General features: G+C 31.4%; 18 protein-coding genes and 1 riboswitch. Of the genes, 1 reads left to right on the forward strand and 17 read right to left on the reverse strand.

Annotated elements, in window-relative coordinates; translation table 11 throughout:
- Window positions 1–60: 60 nt before the first annotated feature.
- The 6 genes from PG914_RS00165 to PG914_RS00190 form a co-directional block, all read right to left on the reverse strand.
- Window positions 61–2,490, reverse strand: coding sequence for a glycoside hydrolase family 94 protein (locus PG914_RS00165; RefSeq protein ID WP_488821658.1), 2,430 nt, complete (start codon window positions 2,488–2,490; stop codon window positions 61–63).
- Window positions 2,491–2,514: 24 nt separating this feature from the next.
- Window positions 2,515–3,408 (reverse strand): carbohydrate ABC transporter permease, encoded by an 894-nt coding sequence (locus tag PG914_RS00170; RefSeq protein ID WP_488821659.1) that lies wholly within the window; start codon window positions 3,406–3,408, stop codon window positions 2,515–2,517.
- Between the two features lies 1 nt (window position 3,409).
- Window positions 3,410–4,318, reverse strand: a complete 909-nt coding sequence (locus PG914_RS00175) for a carbohydrate ABC transporter permease (protein WP_488821660.1) — start codon at window positions 4,316–4,318, stop codon at window positions 3,410–3,412.
- Between the two features lie 107 nt (window positions 4,319–4,425).
- Window positions 4,426–5,787 carry a carbohydrate ABC transporter substrate-binding protein gene (locus PG914_RS00180; RefSeq protein ID WP_488821661.1) on the reverse strand — a complete coding sequence of 454 codons (1,362 nt, stop codon included), beginning with the start codon at window positions 5,785–5,787 and terminating at the stop codon, window positions 4,426–4,428.
- 50 nt (window positions 5,788–5,837) lie between these two features.
- On the reverse strand, window positions 5,838–6,854 hold the full coding sequence (locus PG914_RS00185; RefSeq protein ID WP_488821662.1) for a LacI family DNA-binding transcriptional regulator: 1,017 nt from the start codon (window positions 6,852–6,854) through the stop codon (window positions 5,838–5,840).
- Between the two features lie 706 nt (window positions 6,855–7,560).
- On the reverse strand, window positions 7,561–7,791 hold the full coding sequence (locus PG914_RS00190) for a hypothetical protein (protein ID WP_488821663.1): 231 nt from the start codon (window positions 7,789–7,791) through the stop codon (window positions 7,561–7,563).
- A gap of 471 nt (window positions 7,792–8,262) precedes the next feature.
- On the opposite strand from PG914_RS00190, the gene PG914_RS00195 reads away from it, so the two are divergent.
- Window positions 8,263–8,664, forward strand: coding sequence for a recombinase family protein (locus PG914_RS00195; RefSeq protein WP_488821843.1), 402 nt, complete (start codon window positions 8,263–8,265; stop codon window positions 8,662–8,664).
- 148 nt (window positions 8,665–8,812) lie between these two features.
- Here the strand turns inward: PG914_RS00195 and rlmD are convergent, their stop codons facing one another.
- From rlmD to PG914_RS00250, 11 genes are all read right to left on the reverse strand, one after another.
- On the reverse strand, window positions 8,813–10,180 hold the full coding sequence (gene rlmD, locus PG914_RS00200) for a 23S rRNA (uracil(1939)-C(5))-methyltransferase RlmD (RefSeq protein WP_488821664.1): 1,368 nt from the start codon (window positions 10,178–10,180) through the stop codon (window positions 8,813–8,815).
- Between the two features lie 88 nt (window positions 10,181–10,268).
- Window positions 10,269–11,450, reverse strand: a complete 1,182-nt coding sequence (locus PG914_RS00205; RefSeq protein ID WP_488821665.1) for an acetate kinase — start codon at window positions 11,448–11,450, stop codon at window positions 10,269–10,271.
- 87 nt (window positions 11,451–11,537) lie between these two features.
- Window positions 11,538–12,254, reverse strand: a complete 717-nt coding sequence (gene trhA, locus PG914_RS00210; protein WP_488821666.1) for a PAQR family membrane homeostasis protein TrhA — start codon at window positions 12,252–12,254, stop codon at window positions 11,538–11,540.
- A complete protein-coding gene (locus PG914_RS00215) occupies window positions 12,254–12,781 on the reverse strand; it encodes a tRNA (cytidine(34)-2'-O)-methyltransferase (protein WP_488821667.1) in 528 nt (175 codons plus the stop codon). The genes trhA and PG914_RS00215 overlap by 1 nt, the downstream gene beginning before the upstream one ends.
- On the reverse strand, window positions 12,778–14,211 hold the full coding sequence (locus PG914_RS00220; protein ID WP_488821668.1) for an MATE family efflux transporter: 1,434 nt from the start codon (window positions 14,209–14,211) through the stop codon (window positions 12,778–12,780). The genes PG914_RS00215 and PG914_RS00220 overlap by 4 nt, the downstream gene beginning before the upstream one ends.
- 33 nt (window positions 14,212–14,244) lie before the next feature.
- Entirely contained in the window at window positions 14,245–15,687 is a 1,443-nt protein-coding gene (locus tag PG914_RS00225; protein WP_488821669.1) for a nicotinate phosphoribosyltransferase, read from the reverse strand.
- Between the two features lie 85 nt (window positions 15,688–15,772).
- A complete protein-coding gene (locus PG914_RS00230; protein ID WP_488821670.1) occupies window positions 15,773–16,939 on the reverse strand; it encodes a PTS sugar transporter subunit IIC in 1,167 nt (388 codons plus the stop codon).
- Window positions 16,940–17,043: 104 nt separating this feature from the next.
- Window positions 17,044–17,586: a hypothetical protein gene (locus tag PG914_RS00235; RefSeq protein ID WP_488821671.1), complete on the reverse strand. Its 543-nt coding sequence runs from the start codon at window positions 17,584–17,586 to the stop codon at window positions 17,044–17,046.
- Between the two features lie 401 nt (window positions 17,587–17,987).
- A complete protein-coding gene (locus PG914_RS00240) occupies window positions 17,988–18,755 on the reverse strand; it encodes a class I SAM-dependent methyltransferase (protein WP_488821672.1) in 768 nt (255 codons plus the stop codon).
- The gene (locus PG914_RS00245) at window positions 18,755–19,087 is read right to left on the reverse strand and encodes a cupin domain-containing protein (RefSeq protein WP_488821673.1); all 333 of its coding nucleotides are present in this window, start codon (window positions 19,085–19,087) and stop codon (window positions 18,755–18,757) included. The genes PG914_RS00240 and PG914_RS00245 overlap by 1 nt, the downstream gene beginning before the upstream one ends.
- A gap of 87 nt (window positions 19,088–19,174) precedes the next feature.
- Window positions 19,175–20,356, reverse strand: coding sequence for a cation:proton antiporter (locus tag PG914_RS00250; RefSeq protein WP_488821674.1), 1,182 nt, complete (start codon window positions 20,354–20,356; stop codon window positions 19,175–19,177).
- 39 nt (window positions 20,357–20,395) lie between these two features.
- A riboswitch (Fluoride riboswitch) is annotated at window positions 20,396–20,471 on the reverse strand.
- Window positions 20,472–20,520 lie beyond the last annotated feature (49 nt).

Raw genomic sequence — 20,520 nt, forward strand, 5'->3', positions numbered from 1 at the left:
GGTATCAAAAATACCCTTTTTTCTATACTCATATGTTGTAAGGCTCATGAGTCTAATATTTTATTTTTCGATATAGTACGCTATATTCTGAATTTCATTTGAAGGTTGAAAAGGAATAATATTACCTTCAACTTTTTGGTTATTAACAAAAAGCCCTTTATGAACAGTCGAATGACTAATATGAATCTTATAAGTCACATCACGGAATTTTCTTGTCACTTCGTATGAACCAAAATCACTTGGTATCACTGGTGCCACTTTTAAACCATCATAATCTGCATGTATTCCTAAGATATACTGAGAAATTGCAACAAAGTTCCAAGCTGCAGTACCAGTTAACCAAGAATTCTTTGCTTCACCATGACGCTTCGCTTCTTTACCTGCAATCATTTGTGAGTATACATATGGTTCAGTTCTATGAATTTCAGAAATATCTTCTAAATATGCTGGAGCTATCTTCTTATAAACTCTAAGTGCTTCTTCACCATCTCCAATAACAGCATTTGCACATGCAATCCATGGGTTGTTATGACAAAAAATACCACCATTTTCTTTGTATCCTTGAGGATAAGAAGAAATCTCTCCTAATTCAACATGATATTTACTATATGCAGGATAATTTAATACCATTCCATATGGTGTATCTAAATACTTCTTAGCACTCTCTAAAGCTTTCTTAGCTTTACCAGACTTAATACCTATCCCTGCCATAACTGCAATACCTTGTGGCTCAATGAAAATCTTACCTTCATCGTTTTCTACTGAACCAACCTTTTGTCCAAAAGCATCATAAGCACGTAAGAACCATTCGCTATCATAACCTTTGGTTTCCATAACTTCAGTCATCTTTTCAATTCTGGATATCACATCAGCTCTAAGCTCTAAATCACCAATTTTTTCAAGTAATCTTGAATATTCCTTTCCAGTAAGTACTAAAAGTCCACCGATAAAGACTGATTCAGCAACCTTACCATCACCTTTGTTTTCAACAGTTTGGAAAGATTCACCTGGTTCTTCTGAAAAACAGTTTAAGTTCAAACAATCATTCCAGTCTGCTCTACCAATTAATGGTAAACCATTTGGTCCTAAGTTTTTAGCAACTTTATAAAATGCTTTTTCTAAATGTTCTTTATGTGTTCCAAGATAATTAGGATTTGATTCATAAGTAATCACTTCATCTAAAATTGAGTAATCACCAGTTTCCTTGATATATGCACAAGTAGATAAGATCAACCAATTTGGATCATCGTTGAAGCCTCCACCAATATCCGCATTCCCTTTTTTTGTTAGGGGTGAATATTGGTGATAAGCGCCACCGTTTAGGAGAAGAGTAGATGAAAGGTCTAGTATTCTTTGTCGAGTTTTTTTATGGTCTAGATGAACAAATCCTAATAAGTCTTGATTTGAATCTCTAAACCCCATACCACGACCAATGCCTGATTCAAAATATGAGGCACTACGTGATAAATTGAAACATGTCATAATTTGATACTGATTCCAAATATTAACCATTCGATTAAGTTTTTCATCAATTGTATTTACTTGATATTTAGATAAAGTTTCATCCCAAAATGCTTTTAAATCATCAAAAGCTTTTAATACTTGGTCTTTTGTTTTAAATTTATCGATCATTTCATAAGCTTTTGTCTTATTAATTACAGTTTTTTTAACAAATTTATCATCTTTTTGATTTTCAACATAACCTAATATAAAAATTAACGTTTTTGACTCATTTGGTTTAAGTTCTACTTTTAGATGGTGTGATCCAATCGGAGCCCAACCATCAGCGACACTATTTAATGATTCACCATTTAGAACAACTTTTGGATTTTTGACACTATTATATAAACCGATGAACGTTTCTCTATCCGTATCAAAACCTGCTAATTTTTGATTCACATGAAAGAATGCAAAATGATTTCTTCTTTCGCGGTACTCAGTTTTATGATAAATTGTACTTCCTTCTATTTCTACTTCTCCAATTGAAAAATTTCTTTGGAAGTTAGAAGCATCATCAGAAGCATCCCATAATGCCCATTCGATATATGAAAAGACAGAAAAACTCTTTATTTGATTTCCTTCATTGGTTAGGGTTATCGTATGAATTTCACCATTATAGTTTTTAGGAACAAAACTTAATTGTTCTGCTCTTAATTCATTTTTTAATCCAGTTATTTTAGAATAACCTAAACCGTGTCTAGCTTCATAAAAATCTAATTTTGTTTCGATAGGTCTTTCACCAATATTCCAAATTGTATCATTTTCTTTGATATAGAAAAATCTACCTTCACTATCAATTGGAACATTATTATATCTAAATCTAGTGATTCTTCTTTGTCTTGCATCTTTATAAAAACTATATCCACCTGAAGTATTCGAAAACAATACAAAATAATTATCACTACCTAAATAGTTAATCCAAGGATATGGTGTATATGGTGTTTGAATGACATATTCTCTATTTAAATCATCAAAATGACCAAATTTCATAGTATTCTTCTTCTTTCTTTAAAATTAACCTTTGATACTACCTAAAGTTACACCTTTAATAATGTGTTTACTAAAGATAAAGTAGACAACAACAAGCGGAATAACAGCACATACAATAACCATATAAACTAATCCTAAATCAAAGGTTGCTGGATTGGATAGTTGTCGTAATTCTGAAATAATCAGTGGAACAGTTCTCTTATTTGGTGATTTAATAATCATCGCTGGGAAGAAGAAAGAATTCCAGGATCCAACAAACGAGAAAATAAACTGAACAGCTAGTGCTGGTTTAATCATTGGTAAAACAATTTGATGGAATGTTCTAATTTCGCCAGAACCATCAACACGTGCAGATTCAACAATTTCAAAAGGTAATACAGATTCCATATACTGTTTCATAAAGAAAAATGTTGCAGGTGATGAAATAGCTGGAACAATTAAAACAAAGTAATTATCAGTAAGTCTAAATTGATAAAGAATTGATAATAATCCAATGGTTGCAACTTGAGATGGAATGATCATAACTATTAAGATAAATACATATGCTATTTTTCTTAATTTGAAATGATACATATGAATTCCATAGGCTGTCAAAGCTGAAAAATAGGTAGATAATAGTGCACTTAGTGAAGCAATGAAAAATGAATTCCAAAGTGCTTCAACTAAGCGAATGTTTGTATTATTAATCATCGTATTAAAGTTAGTAAATAAGAAAGTTCCAGGTAGTGCACTAAATGATTGTTGAATCTGAGAACTCGGTCTTGTCGCATTAATAATTAATACATACATCCAAAATAGAAATAAGAAACTTAGAAGTATTAAGAATGTATAAACTACTATACGTTGTAAGACAATGTTAAATTGATACCAAAATGAATTAGGTTTAGGTTTAATTTGTGGTTGTAATTGAGCTTCCATACTAGTTACCTACCTTATCAAGACTGACCAGATCGTTTTTGATTAATGATCTAAAGACTAATAATGATGCTGCACCACCAATTATGAATAATAACACTGATATTGCACCACTCATACCATAATTAGATGAATTTTGAAGATATTGTTGTAACCTCATCATAATTGTTAAATTACTATTATCAGGTGACCCTGTCTGATTTGTAAGAATTGCTGGAACATCATACATTTGCAATCCACCTAACATTGAAGTAATCAGAACAAAAATAAAGATTGGTTTTAACAGTGGCATTGTAACTTTAAAGAAAATCTGACTACGTGATGCACCATCAACTTCTGCTGCTTCCATCAAAGTAGGATCAATCCCCATAATACCTGCCATTAATAAAATTGTTGTATTACCAGTCCACATAACAAAATTCATAAAGCCAATGACAGCTCTAGTTCCCCAAACAGTATCAAAGATATCAAAATTTTCAGCAACAATACCTGCATCAAATAATGCTTTTACAATTGGACCATTTTGTCCAAACAACATAAAGAAAATCATTGAGAATGCTGATGCCATCACTAGATTTGGCATATAAATAACTGATTTGAAGAATCCTAAACCCTTAAGTTTTAATCTAGAATCTGTAAACCATACAGCTAGTAATAAAGAAATAACAATTTGTGGAACAAAACCCATGCCCCACATAATAAAGGTATTTCCTAATATTTGCCAAAATGGTCCAGCTAGGAGTTCTGTATAATTAGCAAAGCCAATGAAATTTGGCCCAACTGGGAAGAGCCCCATTGAGAAATAATATTCAAAAAAACTATAATATATCGTCATTGCCAGTGGAATTACACTGAAAATACCATAAATCACAAAGAATGGTGCAATGAAGATATACCCCCACTTACTGTACATGTTGTTATTAAACTTCTTTTTCTTTTTAACTTCCATATGGTTACCTGATCCTTTAAAATTGGAAAGAGAGGTTCATGACTGAACCTCTCTTCAAACTTAACTTTTAATTAAGAGGTTTTTTCTTTTAATTCTGGGTGTTTAACCTTGAGGTTAGTGTAGAAATTTTCCCAAGCTTTATCTAATGTTACAGTACCTACAAAGTAGTCCTTCATTGCAGCTTGCAATGTTTCTGTAATACCTTGATCATAAGGTGAAATTGCATCTAATGAGATTGCATTAGCAGATTCAACGAATAATTTAATATGGTTTTGACCACCTAAGAATGCTGAACCGAATTCTGGGTCATTTGCAAGTTCTAACATTGCAGCTTTATGGTTAGTATAGTCTTGAGTATCTACAGTGATTTTCTTCATAATCGTTTTATCTGTAGTTAACTTTAACATAACATCTTTAACTAATGAACGGTTATCAGAATATTTAGCACCAACGATCCATGTACCACCCCAATACCAGCTTTGTGGACCCTTAGCAACTCTCCACTCACCATATAAACCATTACCAACTTCAGCTGGTTGATCTGGATTAGCTAATGAATTACCTAATAATGTGAAGTTAATACCCCAAGTAGAATAGAAGAATCCAAATGTTTTACCTGAAGGACCTTGTTCAGATTGCCATACGCTATCCCATAAAGATGCACCTTTGTTATAACCTTTGGTTGTATACTCTTTGGTTTGTTCAATCCAACGTGTGATATTTTGGTCAACTTCAATTTCGTTATTAGCATTTACCCAAGGTTTAGACATGTTATTAGAGAATACTCTATAAGCATCATCGTAACCAGCTAGCATGTTATAACCAGCAGCTTTCATATCTTCAGCAGTTTCGTCAAACTTATCCCAATTTGCGATTTCTTTTTGGACTTCAGTTGGATCATCAGTTCCAAATACTTCTCTTGCAATATCCGCACGGTATGCAAATAAACCAGGTGTTGCTTGCCATGATGTACCTTTTAACTTACCATCACTCGAAGTAACGATTTCTTGAGTATATTTATATTGATTAGACAGTTGTGCATCAGTGATACCTAAATCAGCTTTAATATCTAATGAATATTCAGAGTTAACATACTTTAAAGCATAGTCAGCTTCAATTAAGAATATGTCAATTCTGTCATTTTGAGCAGTTGATGATTGGTTTAATAAGTCTTGGTCTAATGCATTTTGATATGCATTATTTTCATTAGGTGTAATAATCCATTTCACAACTGTACCATCTTCTAAAAGATCTGTACCATCTGATTTAGTTTCCTTGAAATCAGGATAGTAAGCTCTGAATCTATCTTGGAACTCAGTATTCCAAGCACGGATAACTAAAACTTCCCCACCATCTGTTTCATAGCTTTCGGTACAAGCAATAAGTACAAGACCGACAACTACTAACAACATTGATACTAATAGTTTCTTCATATAAATCTCCTTTATTTTTTATACATAGTCTTACTATGTTTGGGACCAAATTAAATGATGTTTATATCTTTAACCGTTTGACCATCTTGTAGTTTGCCAGAGACAGTGATGATGTCTGGTGTACTTGGTTTTCTCTTTTCAATAACAGAAATAATTTTTGATGCAGCTTGGCGACCAATCTCTACAGCATCTTGCATATATGTCGTTAGTTTTGGTCTTAATATTCTTGATAGATATATTCCGTCATAACCCATCACAGAAATATCATTAGGAATACTTAAATTATGTTTTTCAATTTCAGATAAACCACCCATAAATGAATAATCATCCGGATAAATAATGCATGTTGGTTTATCTTCTAAACTTAACAATTCTCTGGTGGCTAATCCACTAAATTTAGGTAAATGATATTTAGCAGCCTTTATATAATCTCTTGGTATTTCTAAATTAAGTTCATTGCAAGCTCTCATAAAAGCTTGAATTCTCTCTCTTGTAACTGTTGTATCTTCACCATGTATAAATGCAATCTTTCTATGACCTTTTCTATACGCATGCTTTACCATTTGATATAAACCTACATGATTATCTGACATAATAGCTGGTCTATTTTCATAGATGTGGTCAATAGCAACAACAGGAATATCTGAATTAACAAGTTCTAATATTTCCGGATTTTCAAATTCAGCAACTACAATAATGACCCCATCACATCTTCTATATCTTGCATGTGATAATGGTGAATGCTTAGTTTCTCCAACAAGATTTGAAATAAATGTAATATCATATCCACTTAAACCAAGCTCATCTCGAATGGAGTTTAACATACTAGAAAAGTAGTCATGTCCTAAACCAGCTCTTGCTTTATCTTCATATACCACTCCAATGTTGTAAGAGCGATTTGTTTTTAAAATTCTAGCTGATGAGTTAGCAATATATCCCATTTCATTAGCAAGTTTCATGATTCTAGTTGTTGTTTCCTCACTGATTTCATGACTGTGTGCTAATGCTTTACTAACTGTTGCAACACTAACCCCTGCAGCGTATGCAATATCTTTTAACTTAACCATAATATCCACCTAAAATGATTTACTTAAACGTTTACGCTGTCATTATATATAAAGGATGAAAGCGTTGTCAATACATTAAAATACGAAAATGTAAACGCTTTATTTTCGATATTTAAACGTTTTCGCTTAATAAAGAGGATATCTATACTTTTGTTACTTAAACGTTTTCGCATTTTCGTTAAAACAAATTATTTCTCCCATTTAAAAAGTTTACTGAAAATAAAAAACTGGAATATACTCTTCCAGCTTAGTTTTAATACATTTAATTTCATTTGATTATTTTAACTCTAATAAAGTTATTGATTCAACGAGCTTAGTGAACCCTAGATTGCTTGCAAAAAATTCGGTAAGGAACATAAATATGTTTCCCTACTCAAGAGAAAAATTGGGGGGGGAAGGATACATCATGTATATAAATCTCGTTGCTAATTCTAGCAAACCTTGAGTATGGGATTATTGTTATAGATAATGTGTTTATTCTTTAAATCAGCTTCAAGTTTGTTTAATTGGTTGTCAATAAATGGTGACTTGGTATGCCTACAAAATGTTTCAATAAATTCAATTCTTAGATTACCTGGTTTCTAATCAAACTAATTTCTAGAATTATAAAGCTCATTTATCAGATAGTTTAATTCAGTTTTGAGTTCTTGACCTACGTCAATATTTCCTTGTATAAATGTCAACATAAATATAACAATTATTTTTTTCATTTTCTATCCTTTTTTTTCTTATTAGTAAATCCAGCAAACATTTCACAGTTAGAGCAATAATAGATTTGATCAATGTAAAGTCTATCAAATCCAATCTTAGTCAATCTAAGATTTGTTTGATTTTTATCTTCAAATACTAATTTTGCTCCATGCAATTGGTTAATAACGCCCAATTTGCCTTCAATCATTTTATTTCCGCATAATGGACATTTTTCTAGTGTTTTCATTCTTTCATCCTCCGAATATTACACACTCTTTATTTAAAAAATCTTACTTACTATAAAAATCTGCTGTTAAATCTACATGCTTTTTTCAAATCATATTCTTATTATCTTATTTGCACGATAAACTAACACCTCCGATTTTCAAATTGGCGAATACAATAACCTCATGAAAATTTCATTTATGATGTTATAAATCGTGAAATATTTACTTTTATATCTGCGAAAAAAGTTTAAATTATTAGATACTTGTATTTTACTACTATACTTTTTATATGTAAAGCAACGTTATAAACTAATTCAGTACTGTTACAGAGTGTTAATATAAGATTATTCTAAGTTTATAAATCAAATGGATGAAATGTATCAATTAGAATTACAGAATAAATATTCATTGATAAACAAAGTGGTAAAGAGTTCGATCGTAAAAACTATCAAAGATTATGAAAGAGAATTAAATAGAATGAACTTCTTATTATTAAATCAATTGACAGATTAGGTAGAGATTATTATATGATTATTGAAGAGTGGCATCATATCACCAAAGTGATAGAATCGGATATCTTAGTTATTGATATGCCACTTCTTGATACAAGAAACGATGCTACTAACTTGGTTGGCAAGTTTATCAGTGATATTGTTTTACAAATTCTTTCATTTGTTGCAGAAACGGAAAGAGAAAATATTAGAGCTAGACAAACTGAAGGAATTAAACTTGCTAAAGAAAGAGGCGTTCACATGGGACGACCAAAATATGTATTGCCAAATAACTTTGAATATATTGTAAAGATGTATAGAAACAAAGAAATTACTAATTTAGAAGCGTCTAAACTGTTAAGTATGAATCGCTCAACTTTTCTAAAATATGCTAAACAGTGAAACACTCTCTACCCTACCTTGAGTTACATGTTCCCTTACACTACCCCTTATACTTAAGAAAATCGGTAAAAATGAAAAAAGGCTGGAAAATATGAATTTCCAGCCTATATCTTATACTTCGTTATTTTATAATGAACCACCAAGAGCCTTACAAAGCCGTTTTTAATTCAAGCAATGAGATACTCTCCACCAATGATGTATAAGGAAACATATCAAAAGGTGTAATCTCTTTAATCTCATAAAGTGTAATGAGTTCTGCTAAATCTTTAGCAAGTGTCGAGGGATTACATGATCCATAAACTAATCTTTTCGGACGATATTTTTTAATTAAATTGATTGTTTCACTTCCAAGACCAGTTCTTGGTGGGTCAAATAACATCACATCAATTGTTTTTTCATTTAATGTTTCTAACGCTTTTTTAAAATCTTTTTGAATGACTTCTACATTTGATATCCCATTTAAATGAAGTGATTCTTTTGCTGATTCAACTGCATCTTTATTAATCTCAATTGCATATACCTTTTTAGCATCTTGATAAATGTAGTGTGAGATTGGAGCTATACCTGCATAAGCATCAATAACAACTTCATTTCCAGTTAAATTAGAAACTTCCTTCATCTTTTGATAGAACTTATCAGCTTGATAAGTATTTAACTGAAAGAATGCTTCTGGTTTTAATGTGAATTGATTTTCATGTAACATTTCATTAATCTTTTGTTTACCAAATAAAAGGTAAGATTCTTCTGTAAAGAAACTCATAGCTTCTTCTTGGTTATTAACAACTTCATAAATAGATAAGATTTCAGGATGTTTTTCTACTAATTCATGTACTAATGAATAAATACTTTCTACTCGTTTTGGTACAATGAAAGAAACTTGAATCTCATTTAAATTTTGAGTAATTCTAACAACTGCATGCGAAATGAAACCTTCTTTTGTTTGCTTATTATATGCGTCAATTTGATATTTATCCATTAATTCAACTAATGTATGAAAAACATCATTTATTCTTTGATGCTGAACCCCACAGTCTTCGATTGGTACAAAGATATTTGAATTTCTTTGATACATACCAAATCGATTTTTACCATCAACCTTCCTTAGAGGTAAGGTTGCTTTATTACGGTAATGCATTGGGTCTTCCATTCCAATTGTTGGTTTTATAACATTTTGAGGATAATTTTTCACATAACGATCAAGTGCTTTCGCTAAAATATCTTTCTTTTGTGCAAGCATTGCATTGTAGTTAAAATGCTGTGTTTGACACCCACCACATTGATCATAGATAGCACAGAATGGATCAATTCTATTTTTTGATTTTTTAATAATGTTTTTTAAAATGCCAACTGCTCTATTTTCAAAAACTTCGGTAATTTCAACATCAACATTCTCACCTGGTAATGCATTATCAACAAAAACAGCAAGTTGTTGATAATACCCAATGCCCTCACCATTAATGCCCATTCTCTTTATATCTAAATTGATTACATCATTTAGCTTCACATGTTTTTGCATAATAAATCACCTACATAAAACATTATAACATCATTAGATTTTTAATAAAATTGAAAGAAAAAAAAGGAGACTTTAAGTCTCCTAAGTTTTATTTCTTACCTAAACGTACAACGTCACGTGCAATCATGACTTCTTCGTTTGTTGGGATTACCCAAACTTTAACTTTAGAATCAGCAGCTGAGATTTCAGCTTCTCCACGTGAATTATTCTTTTCAGTATCAAGTTTAACACCTAATACTTCTAGACGTTTACATACAGCTTCTCTAACTTCTTTAGCATTTTCACCAATACCAGCAGTGAAGCATAATGCATCTAAACCTTCAAGTAATACATAGTATGAACCAATGTAGTCAGCAATTCTCTTCGCTTGAATATCGATTGCTAATTGAGCACGTTCATTACCTTGATGTGCAGCATCAACGATATCTCTTGAGTCATGTGATACACCAGAAACTCCTAAATAACCTGATGCACGGTTTAATTCATTTAAAGTTTTATCTAATGAATAACCTTCTTTTTTGTTCATTAATAAGAATACAGATGGATCAATATTACCACTTCTTGTACCCATTGGAATACCTTCAAGTGGTGTTAAACCCATGGATGTATCAACGCTCTTACCAGCGCGAACTGCTGTAAGTGATGCACCGTTTCCGATGTGAGCTACAATAATCTTAGAATCTTCTTTTCCTAAACGTTCATGAGCAATCGCTGATACGTATTGGTGTGATGTTCCGTGAGCTCCATATTTACGAACACCAAATTTTTCATACCATTCGTAAGGTGTTGCATAAAGGAAGTTTTCTTTAGGCATTGTTTGATGGAATACAGTATCAAATACTGCAACTTGAATCACATTTGGTAGTGCATGTCTAAATGCATTAATACCAATGATATGTGCTGGATTGTGTAATGGTGCTAAGTCATTTAAAGATGCTATCTTTAAGACAACTTCATCATCAATGATAACTGAATCTTGGAAAAGTTCGCCACCTTGGACAACACGGTGCCCAACACCATTGATTTCATCTAATGATGAGATAATTTTATTGTCAAGTAAACCATTGATTACTAAATTAACAGCTACTGCATGATCTAAGATAACTAAATCTTTCTTTGCAATTTTTGTTCCGTTAAACTTTAAAGTGAATTCTGCATTTCTATTACCAATTCTTTCAACGATACCAGATGCGATTTCTCTTTCTTCAGGCATTGATAGTAATTGGAACTTTAAACTTGAACTGCCGGCGTTGACAGACATGATTTTCATAAGTTTGTACTCCTTCTTTTTTATCTCTTGAATTATAGTCCAAGTTTGGTTATATTTCAATAGTTATTTTATACATATGAATGATTATTACATTAAATATAGGTAAATTGCTAAAAATTGTAAAATTGTGCCGGCTGCTACCATAATATGCCACACAAAATGGAAATATTTGATTCTTGATAAGACATAGAAAACTACCCCTACCGAATAACAAATACCACCCGCAAGAATTAGCCACATAGCTGGTGCAGAGTATTGATACAAGTCACTTATAAAGTAAATTGCACTCCAACCAATGAGTAAATAAATTGCTAAATGAGCTGCTTGGAAACGATAAACCCAAATTGATTTAAAGACAATTCCAATAATAATTAAGGTCCATTGACCAATAAATAAAGTAAGACCGATATCAAGCATACCTTCTATACCAAGAAAAGGTGTTTGTCTTAATGATGGAAGTAATAATAATGCTGGTGCAAAAGTACCACCAATTAAAATATAAATTGAGATATGGTCAAATCTTTTGAATACACTTTTACTCTTTGTATATGCTAATGAATGATATAAACAACTCATTAGATAAAGTAGAATAATTGAGATACCAAATACGATAGCTGAAGTCATTTCCCATCCATTATCAGCTTGTAAAATCAACACGATTAGTGCATAGATTCCAAATAAAGCCATCACACCATGGGAAGTTGCATTTGCAATTTCTTCACCTATTGTTTGTTGACGTTTCGGTTTTTTTGTAATCGATAAATCATTGGTCAAAACTTTTGGATTTTTATTTGCCTTCAACATTATTTGTTCTCCTTAAATTGTTCTAGATAATTCGCACCCTTTAAGGTGTCTGGTTCATGATCGATTAAATCAGGGAACCCTAGTTGACGTAATACTTCAAATACAGTTACTGCAACGCAATTAGAAAGATTTAAACTTCTTATGTGATCATTAGTTGGTATTCTAAATGTACTATCAATATTATTTGCAAGTAATGTTCTATCAATACCATACGATTCTGAACCAAAGACTAAAAATATATCTTCATCAATTTTACTATAATCGTAGTCAGTATACTTGTGTTTACCATAACGAGTCAAATAAAAATACTTACCTGGATATAACTTTTGAAAAGTTTCGAAATCCTTATGGATTTCAAAGTAAAGTGCGTCGTAATAATCGACAGCACTTCTTCTCAATTTTTGATCATCAATTTTAAAACCTAGTGGTTCAATTAGATGAATTTTAACACCTGTTCCTACACAGGTTCTCATGATGTTACCTGTATTTTGAGGAATCTCAGGTTGCATTAAGACAACATGAATCATACGGCTGCTACCTCAATTTGTTGTTCATCATTTAAATTAACTTTGATATCTAAGACAATATTTTTCTTTAAACGATATGCATGGAATAAAGCAAGGACATTTGAAATATTCATCGCAGTCCAAATGATTGAATATCCTAAATCATAACCCCAAAGTTTTGGAACTTGCCAAAGAATAATAATTAATGGGATTCTTAAAGCCCATAATCTAAAGCTTTGTGCTTTTAATCCTAACTTAGATTGACCTGAACCATTAAAGACTGCCATAAAGTTTTGGAAGATTGACATTGCTGGTTGTGTTAATAACAGCCAGAATGTATATTCAACTGAAATTGACACTAACTCAGGTAATTCATCACCAACAAGCATTTTAACAAATTCTTCTCTAAATAGAATTGCAATCGTAATTGAAATAACAGTTAATGAAAAGGTGAGTATACCAGATTCTTTATAAACCTTCATTGCGCGTTCTGGTTGTTTATGTCCAATATTCGCACCAATAAATACTGCTGAAATAGATGTAATCGCATAAATTGGGTTCATTAATAAGTTACTCAACTTATTACCTGTTGCGAAACTCGCTGAAATGACGTCACCAAATTGCGATAAGATGAATGAGTTAATTAATAAGAATCCAAAGAAAGTTACAGCTTGTGAAATTGCAGCTGGATAAGCAAATGGCCAAATTTCAGCAATTGCTGCTTTTCTCGGTAACATACCTTTCGGTTCTACTCTAATATATTTTTTAGATCTAAATAAGTCATACAACATAAATGGTGTAAACACTGCATTACCTATTAAAGTCGCCCAAGCTGACCCAGCAACCCCCATATTTAGTTCAGAAACAAAATACCAAGTTAGTAGAATATTTAACAGAATACCCACAATATTAAAGACAGTAGGCATAATTGTTGATCCTTGAGATTGTCTTATTGATTGATATACAAGGAAGAATATTACAAACGGAAGTTCAAATGCACGAATATTAAAATACTCTAATGCAAAATCATATGTTTCACCCGCGGTTCCCATCCATCCAATGAATAACCAAGAAAGAGAAACTATAAATAAAGTTAACACTGCTCCAACAATAAATGATAAGAAGACAAATTGACCCGCATAGAATCTTGCTTTATCTTCTCTTTTGGCACCAATGTATTGTGAAATAATTGCCATTGCAGCAATCGATAACCCAACGCCTAATGCGAGAATGACATTATTGAATGATTCATGTAAAGATAATGCAGCAATCGCTGATTTAATTGTATCTTCTGAAGCATCCATTCTTGATACGAAGTAAATGTCAACCATCCCATTGAATGATTTAATTAAGTTATTGATAAGAATCGGTAATGAAAGTAACAATAAAGTTAACCAGATTCTTTTACCGTTTAACATTTTGTAAGTATTTTTTGACATTCCGTCTGCCATGATTAATGCACGCTTTCTACTAATTTACTATTTTTATTTGTTTTTGTGTTTTGTCATCAGTTCTTGTCTTAAATCCCATAGTGGTTTAGATAAATCCACATAGTACTGGTGTGGGTTCTTTAAGCGTATAACTTCTTGCCATAAAGTTTTGAATAATTGGTCTTTACGTTCACGAATTTCTTTTAATGTTGGTAATTTATACACAAGTTTACCTTGTTGATAAATCGTTTCAAGTAACGGAACAGCTTTAAAATTAGAAACTTCTTTTTCTTTCCAAGGATGTTCTGGATCAAATAAAACATAAGGTTTTTTCTCATCGATTACTTCATCACGTAATGTTAATAAGTCAGCAATTGCCATCCCTGTTTCATCATAGAAACGATATACTTGTTTAAAACCAGGAATAGTTGTTTTAGAAACATTATCACTAATCTTAATTTTAGGAATTAATTTGCCTTCAACTTCTAATGCTGATAATTTAAATACACCACCAAAAACAGCTTCTGCTCTTGCAGTGATCAGTCTTTCGCCAACACCAAATGAATCAATTTTGGCATCTTGGTGAACAATTAAATCACGAATTAAATATTCATCCAATGAGTTTGATACAGTAATCTTAGTTTCAGTTAAACCTGCTTCATCGAGCATTTCTCTTACTTTATTTGATAGATAAGCTAAGTCACCAGAATCAATTCGAATGCCCTTTAAGTATTTACCCATTGGCTTCAACACTTCATTATGCGTCTTAATTGCATTAGGGATACCTTGATTTAAAGTATCATATGTATCGACTAAAAGTACACAATTATCGGGATAGTTCAACGCATAACTCTTAAAAGCATCAAATTCTGTTTCAAAACTTTGAACATATGAATGTGCCATTGTACCAAGTGCTGGAATACCATAAAGTTTTTCAGCTAATGTATTTGAAGTGCCAGTGACACCGCCAATATAAGCTGCTCTAGCTCCAAGGTTTGCTGCATCAAATGAATGTGCACGACGTGCTCCAAACTCTAATACTGTTCTTCCCTTTGCTTCTCTAACTATTCTAGCTGCTTTAGTAGCAATTAATGATTGATGATTAATTGAAAGTAAAACCATAGTCTCAATTAATTGACATTCGATTAATGGCCCTTTAATAATTAATAATGGTTCATTAGGAAAAATTGGTGTGCCTTCAGGAATTGCGTATACATCTGATGAGAATTTAAAATTCTTTAAGTAATTTAAAAATCCTTCATCAAACATTTTTTTACTTCTTAAAAATTCAATATCTTCATGATCAAATTTTAAATTTTCGATATAGTTAATGATTGATTCTAATCCAGCAGATATGGCATATCCACCTTGTTCTGGAATAGATCTAAAAAAAACATCAAAAACTGCTATATCTAAGTGTCTATTATCTTTGAAATAACCATTTGCCATAGTTAATTCATAAAAGTCCATTAAAAGCGTTAGATTTCTATTATCCATATTTTTTATCACCTTAAGTTATTTTATCATTGTTTTTACTTATTCTTTCTTTGAAAGAAAATAAATCCCAATTACGGGATTTATCTTACAATGTCGTATCTAAAAGTAAATCTAATTCTCCATACCATTTTAGGCGGATAAATAAGACATCTAGTAAAAGTACTAAGATAGCTGGAATAATGATTTGATATGCAGCAAATAGCCAAGCTTCAGTAGTAAATCCTGCGATAGTTAATGTTTGAATTTGACCTACTAATCCACTTGAACCCATGCCTGGCCAAGCAGCTGTAAATGTATGCCCTTGATTTATCACATCGATAAACCAATCATAACCATTAAATAATGCATATGCTACTGGTGGTAATACAAATGAAGCAATCAAAGTAGGTGCCCAAGTCATAGGCTTTTTCATTACATTTTTAAATTGGAACATACTTGATGCTAGCCCGACAGTAAAGATTGTTCCAATATCATTTTTACGAATTGTTTGAACAGAGAATCCAATCATTTGTGCTGTACATCCGACAACGGCAGCACACATTGCAGCAATTGCAAATGAATCAGGAACTCCACCACCAACACCAAATGGTACCGAGAATACTGCAATTGCAACCCCAGCACTAGAAATAAATGGTAACGTTAATAAAATACCGAATATTAAACCAACAAATGCACTAGTAGTATATGGTTCTGCTTGCATAAAGAATCTAATTGTAGCATAAATTGCTTCCATTAGTCGATCAATTGGCCAAGAAACTATATAGACTGAAGCAACTGCAGCAAATACACCGATTAAAGGGATAAAGAATAAATCATAGACTGTTTTCTTTTTAAAGATTAATTCGATGATAAGATAGGTTGCAACGACTACAAGATAAATTGTAATTGGATTGTTTGAGATAGCTGTTGGTTCAAACCAACCAGGTAAATTGAAATTAACTCTAACTAACCCTGCAATACCACCTGCGACTGATAACATCACTAGTTTTAATCCATTGAGTTTGAGTGATAAACCAACACTTAAACCAATACCCATACCTAGTAACTGTGTAAGTACGGTTGACACTCTAGTTGAAAGTACATCAATCCCGAATACAAGACCTAATGTTTGTACAATTGCACCAACAACGATGGTACCAAAAATACCAAAAGTCATCGCGTTTAATGTGGTGTATAAAAATTGTCTTGTCTTTTGCCAGAATGACGGTGTTGATGATGCCGAGTCAACACCCATTTTTTTATTGTTTTCCATTGAGTTCATCTTCTTTCCATCTGATTTATTTAGACAATAACAAATATATCATTTTTCAGAAAATTTTACATGAAAAATACAAAAAAAAGACACCTTTAGGTGTCCTATGATTCTTTTTCGATAAAATAGAGTCCTTTATATTCATTAGTATAACGATTTTTATATTCTACTTGATGAATAGATCCACTTTTGTTATTAAATTTAGTTTCACCAAAGTAAAGAATTTTTGGAATTGATTCAATAAAGACATCAAATCTAACTTTGTATAAATCTTCATAAATTAGAATTTCAACATCTTCTTTTTCATAGTTTACACCTCCAAAAATCATTGAAGTAAACTCATAAGTACCTTTAACTTTGAATATAATTGCTACAGTGTAAGTTTGCTCTATATCAACATGTGTCATGAAATAGTAATCACCTGGGGCTGGGGCATTTAATTTACTTTTAACAATACCTTTTACAAACGATGTTGATAATAATCCCTCTTCTTCTAACACGTAGTCTGGTTTAATATAAGGTTTAAGTGACTCACCATCTTGAGTATAAACATCTGCATCATAAAAGTTAACATTAGCTTCAAAAATTTCACATGAACTTAATACAAAAATAATGCTCATAACGAGTAACAAAATCATCTTTTTCATGTTTATCCCTCCTATAGAAATATAATTCCGATGATAAAACTTAAAAGATTTGCAATTAGAGAAAGTAAAATTGAAGTTTTTATATTTCTCGTCATAAGATAATAGACAAATGATTCAATACAAACGACTAAAAGCTCTAAAATTAGTAAAGCGTTCGGATAGATTGAAGGTTCAAAGAAATATCTCATTAGTAAGAAATTCATAGACAAATTGGTAAATAAATTTATAATCATGGAAGAAAGAAATAATTTCAATGTTCGGTTTTTATAAACCAAAATAACCATTGATTCAACAGTGATTGTCATAATAACTGCAACTAGTAATCTTTCAATAAACATAAAAGGTGTAAAGTTCTCCTTACACCTTCATTATAGTTAAATTTCAATTTTTAACAATCAATACTATAATTTATAGCTAATATTTGCAATAAACCTTAAATTAGATTGATATTTTCTAAAGACTTTAATCAGTTTACTGAATCTTTCTTTATTCTCTTTATTAAGGGCATTCTTATAGATTTTAATCATACTAAAGAATCCTTCATCAATGATCATACCAATTGGATTTAATTGAATAATTCTACCAACCAAACGTTCTTGTTCTAAAAAGCCATGCGAAGCGAAGACATTGTGCCAATTTGATAATGTTAATGGCAACATTGGAGTAAAAGTCTCATTAGCCAAATCGGTGATAATTTGATTTACTATTTCTTCATTCTTAGAATCAATCATGATATCTTGGGTTAAGAGTTTTCCACCTTTTTTAAGTAGACGATAAAAACCTTTGACAGCCTGTTCTTTTTTCTCAAGTGTCAACATGGTTAGCATCGATTCACAAATGATTAGATCAAATGAATCGTTAATAAAATCGAGTTTAGTGCCATCGGCATGAATAAATTCAATTCGATCAGACACTTTAGCTTTGAGTGCATTCTTCTTTGCTAATCTAATAGCATCTAAATCAATATCTACTGCTACGATTTTCAAAAATTTATACTTTTTTAACAATTCAATTGAGGTTAATCCTTGTCCGCATCCAACCTCTAATACTTTATTATCCTTATTAAAACTAACATGTTTCATTAAAAACCTAGTGGCTCTGATTCCACCAGGCTTAAGTCTTTTCTTTCCTAATTTTGTTAAGAAACTATGACCGGTTATATTGTTCATTATTCTGCTGGGAAAACTACTGTTAATAACATCTTAAATCTTTCAACTGCATACAATGCATGCATCATATTTGCAGGTGTGACAATTGTTTGACCTTCTTCTAAAAAATACACTGTTTCATCAATTGTAACCTTAGCTTTACCATCAAGAATGGTTATCATTGCTTCACCTTTTGATTTATGTGCACCAATTTCTTCATCTTTATCAAATGAGAATAACGTGATACTTACATACTTATTTTGTGAGATGGTTTTACTTGAAACTTGGTTTGGTTGATATGAAATTAGATTCTTTAACTCAAGAATTTCAGATTTTTGGATGTTCTTATACATAAGTTTTTTTCCTTTCTCTGGAAGACTTATATCATCTATGATGATTATAACATTTACAAATAGAAAAAGTAAGGTGTTTTCACTCGTTTAAATGGCTTTTTTCAATAATTTTCCATAAGATGTATCGATTAATATCGCACCAAGTGGTGCAGTAATTACGATGGATAATACAGCCATTGTTAAAACCAAATTACCAATTGGTAATCCATAACTTAATGCAATTCCACCAATCGCTGCTTGAACGGTTGCTTTTGGTAAATATGATATACCAATAAATATTTTTTCTTTAATCGAAAGATTGGTGAAAGCAAGTGAAATCATAACCCCGAAGAGTCTGAATATCAATGCTAAAAGGATTGTTAATAAAGCTAAAAATCCTGCATCAAACACATATTTAACATCCACTGATGCTCCAACTAAAACAAATAATATGATCTCAAAAAATAACCATATTTTGTTGTATCCTTGTTCTAAATCTTTTGCATTCGATTTTTGATTAAATAAAATTACCATTCCAAGTGTCATGATGCCTAATAATGCACTAATTGATAGAAAATCTTTCATCGCTTCTTCTAGTCCAATCATTAAAAATGATAAAGAAGTGATAATTAGTATTTGGACCGGTGTACTTAACTTTATACGCTTAAATAAAAATGTTATATATAACCCAACGATTAATCCAAGCACGACGCCTAAAACTATTGAAATTGGAATATTTAATAAACTCATAAACTCAAAGTTTCCACTTTGAATTAACCCAAGCATAGCATAGAAAATAATAATGACATAAATATCATCAAGCGATGCACCAGCTAAAACCATCTCAGGAATTTTTTTGTCATTACCATATCCTTTTTTCTTTAAATCAATCATTCGAGGAACAATGATTGCAGGGCTTACTGCTGCTAAAGTTGCTCCCATTAATATAGCTTCAACGATCGATATATTGAAAAATAGAGTCCCAAATATAACAATACCAATCATTTCAAATGTAGCTGGTAAAAATGAAAGTAAAATTGCAGGTCTTCCGATTTCTTTTAGTCTTTCAATATCTAAAGATAATCCCGCTCGAGTTAAAATGATGATTAATGCGATTTGTCTTAAACTGGCTGATATTTGATAAATACTTGGGTCAAGTAAATCCAAGACTGAAACACTCATTAATATGCCAATAAAAATCATTCCGATAATTTTAGGCAATTTAATTTTTTCAAATAAAAAACCAATTGAAAATCCTAAAAATAAGATAAGTCCTAAACTGTATACCATATCAAACACCTATTAATAAAATAAAACGTCTAACCTAAAACAAGGTTAGACGTCATCAGCAAGTTTTGCGGTTTTGTAGTTTCCTACACGGGAGAACATCATTCCCATAGATATTATACGCTAATATAAATATCTATTCAATTCTAATTAATGAGTTTTTACTC

The organism is Acholeplasma sp. ORD1043, assembly GCF_057808485.1.

What these genes read in the sequence shown, in the direction of transcription:
- PG914_RS00165 (WP_488821658.1), bottom strand. Translation starts at nt 2,490, where the DNA reads ATGAAATTTGGTCATTTTGATGATTTAAATAGAGAATATGTCATTCAA.
- PG914_RS00170 (WP_488821659.1), bottom strand. Translation starts at nt 3,408, where the DNA reads ATGGAAGCTCAATTACAACCACAAATTAAACCTAAACCTAATTCATTT.
- PG914_RS00175 (WP_488821660.1), bottom strand. Translation starts at nt 4,318, where the DNA reads ATGTACAGTAAGTGGGGGTATATCTTCATTGCACCATTCTTTGTGATT.
- PG914_RS00180 (WP_488821661.1), bottom strand. Translation starts at nt 5,787, where the DNA reads ATGAAGAAACTATTAGTATCAATGTTGTTAGTAGTTGTCGGTCTTGTA.
- PG914_RS00185 (WP_488821662.1), bottom strand. Translation starts at nt 6,854, where the DNA reads ATGGTTAAGTTAAAAGATATTGCATACGCTGCAGGGGTTAGTGTTGCA.
- PG914_RS00190 (WP_488821663.1), bottom strand. Translation starts at nt 7,791, where the DNA reads ATGAAAACACTAGAAAAATGTCCATTATGCGGAAATAAAATGATTGAA.
- rlmD (WP_488821664.1), bottom strand. Translation starts at nt 10,180, where the DNA reads ATGCAAAAACATGTGAAGCTAAATGATGTAATCAATTTAGATATAAAG.
- PG914_RS00205 (WP_488821665.1), bottom strand. Translation starts at nt 11,450, where the DNA reads ATGAAAATCATGTCTGTCAACGCCGGCAGTTCAAGTTTAAAGTTCCAA.
- trhA (WP_488821666.1), bottom strand. Translation starts at nt 12,254, where the DNA reads ATGTTGAAGGCAAATAAAAATCCAAAAGTTTTGACCAATGATTTATCG.
- PG914_RS00215 (WP_488821667.1), bottom strand. Translation starts at nt 12,781, where the DNA reads ATGATTCATGTTGTCTTAATGCAACCTGAGATTCCTCAAAATACAGGT.
- PG914_RS00220 (WP_488821668.1), bottom strand. Translation starts at nt 14,211, where the DNA reads ATGGCAGACGGAATGTCAAAAAATACTTACAAAATGTTAAACGGTAAA.
- PG914_RS00225 (WP_488821669.1), bottom strand. Translation starts at nt 15,687, where the DNA reads ATGGATAATAGAAATCTAACGCTTTTAATGGACTTTTATGAATTAACT.
- PG914_RS00230 (WP_488821670.1), bottom strand. Translation starts at nt 16,939, where the DNA reads ATGGAAAACAATAAAAAAATGGGTGTTGACTCGGCATCATCAACACCG.
- PG914_RS00235 (WP_488821671.1), bottom strand. Translation starts at nt 17,586, where the DNA reads ATGAAAAAGATGATTTTGTTACTCGTTATGAGCATTATTTTTGTATTA.
- PG914_RS00240 (WP_488821672.1), bottom strand. Translation starts at nt 18,755, where the DNA reads ATGAACAATATAACCGGTCATAGTTTCTTAACAAAATTAGGAAAGAAA.
- PG914_RS00245 (WP_488821673.1), bottom strand. Translation starts at nt 19,087, where the DNA reads ATGTATAAGAACATCCAAAAATCTGAAATTCTTGAGTTAAAGAATCTA.
- PG914_RS00250 (WP_488821674.1), bottom strand. Translation starts at nt 20,356, where the DNA reads ATGGTATACAGTTTAGGACTTATCTTATTTTTAGGATTTTCAATTGGT.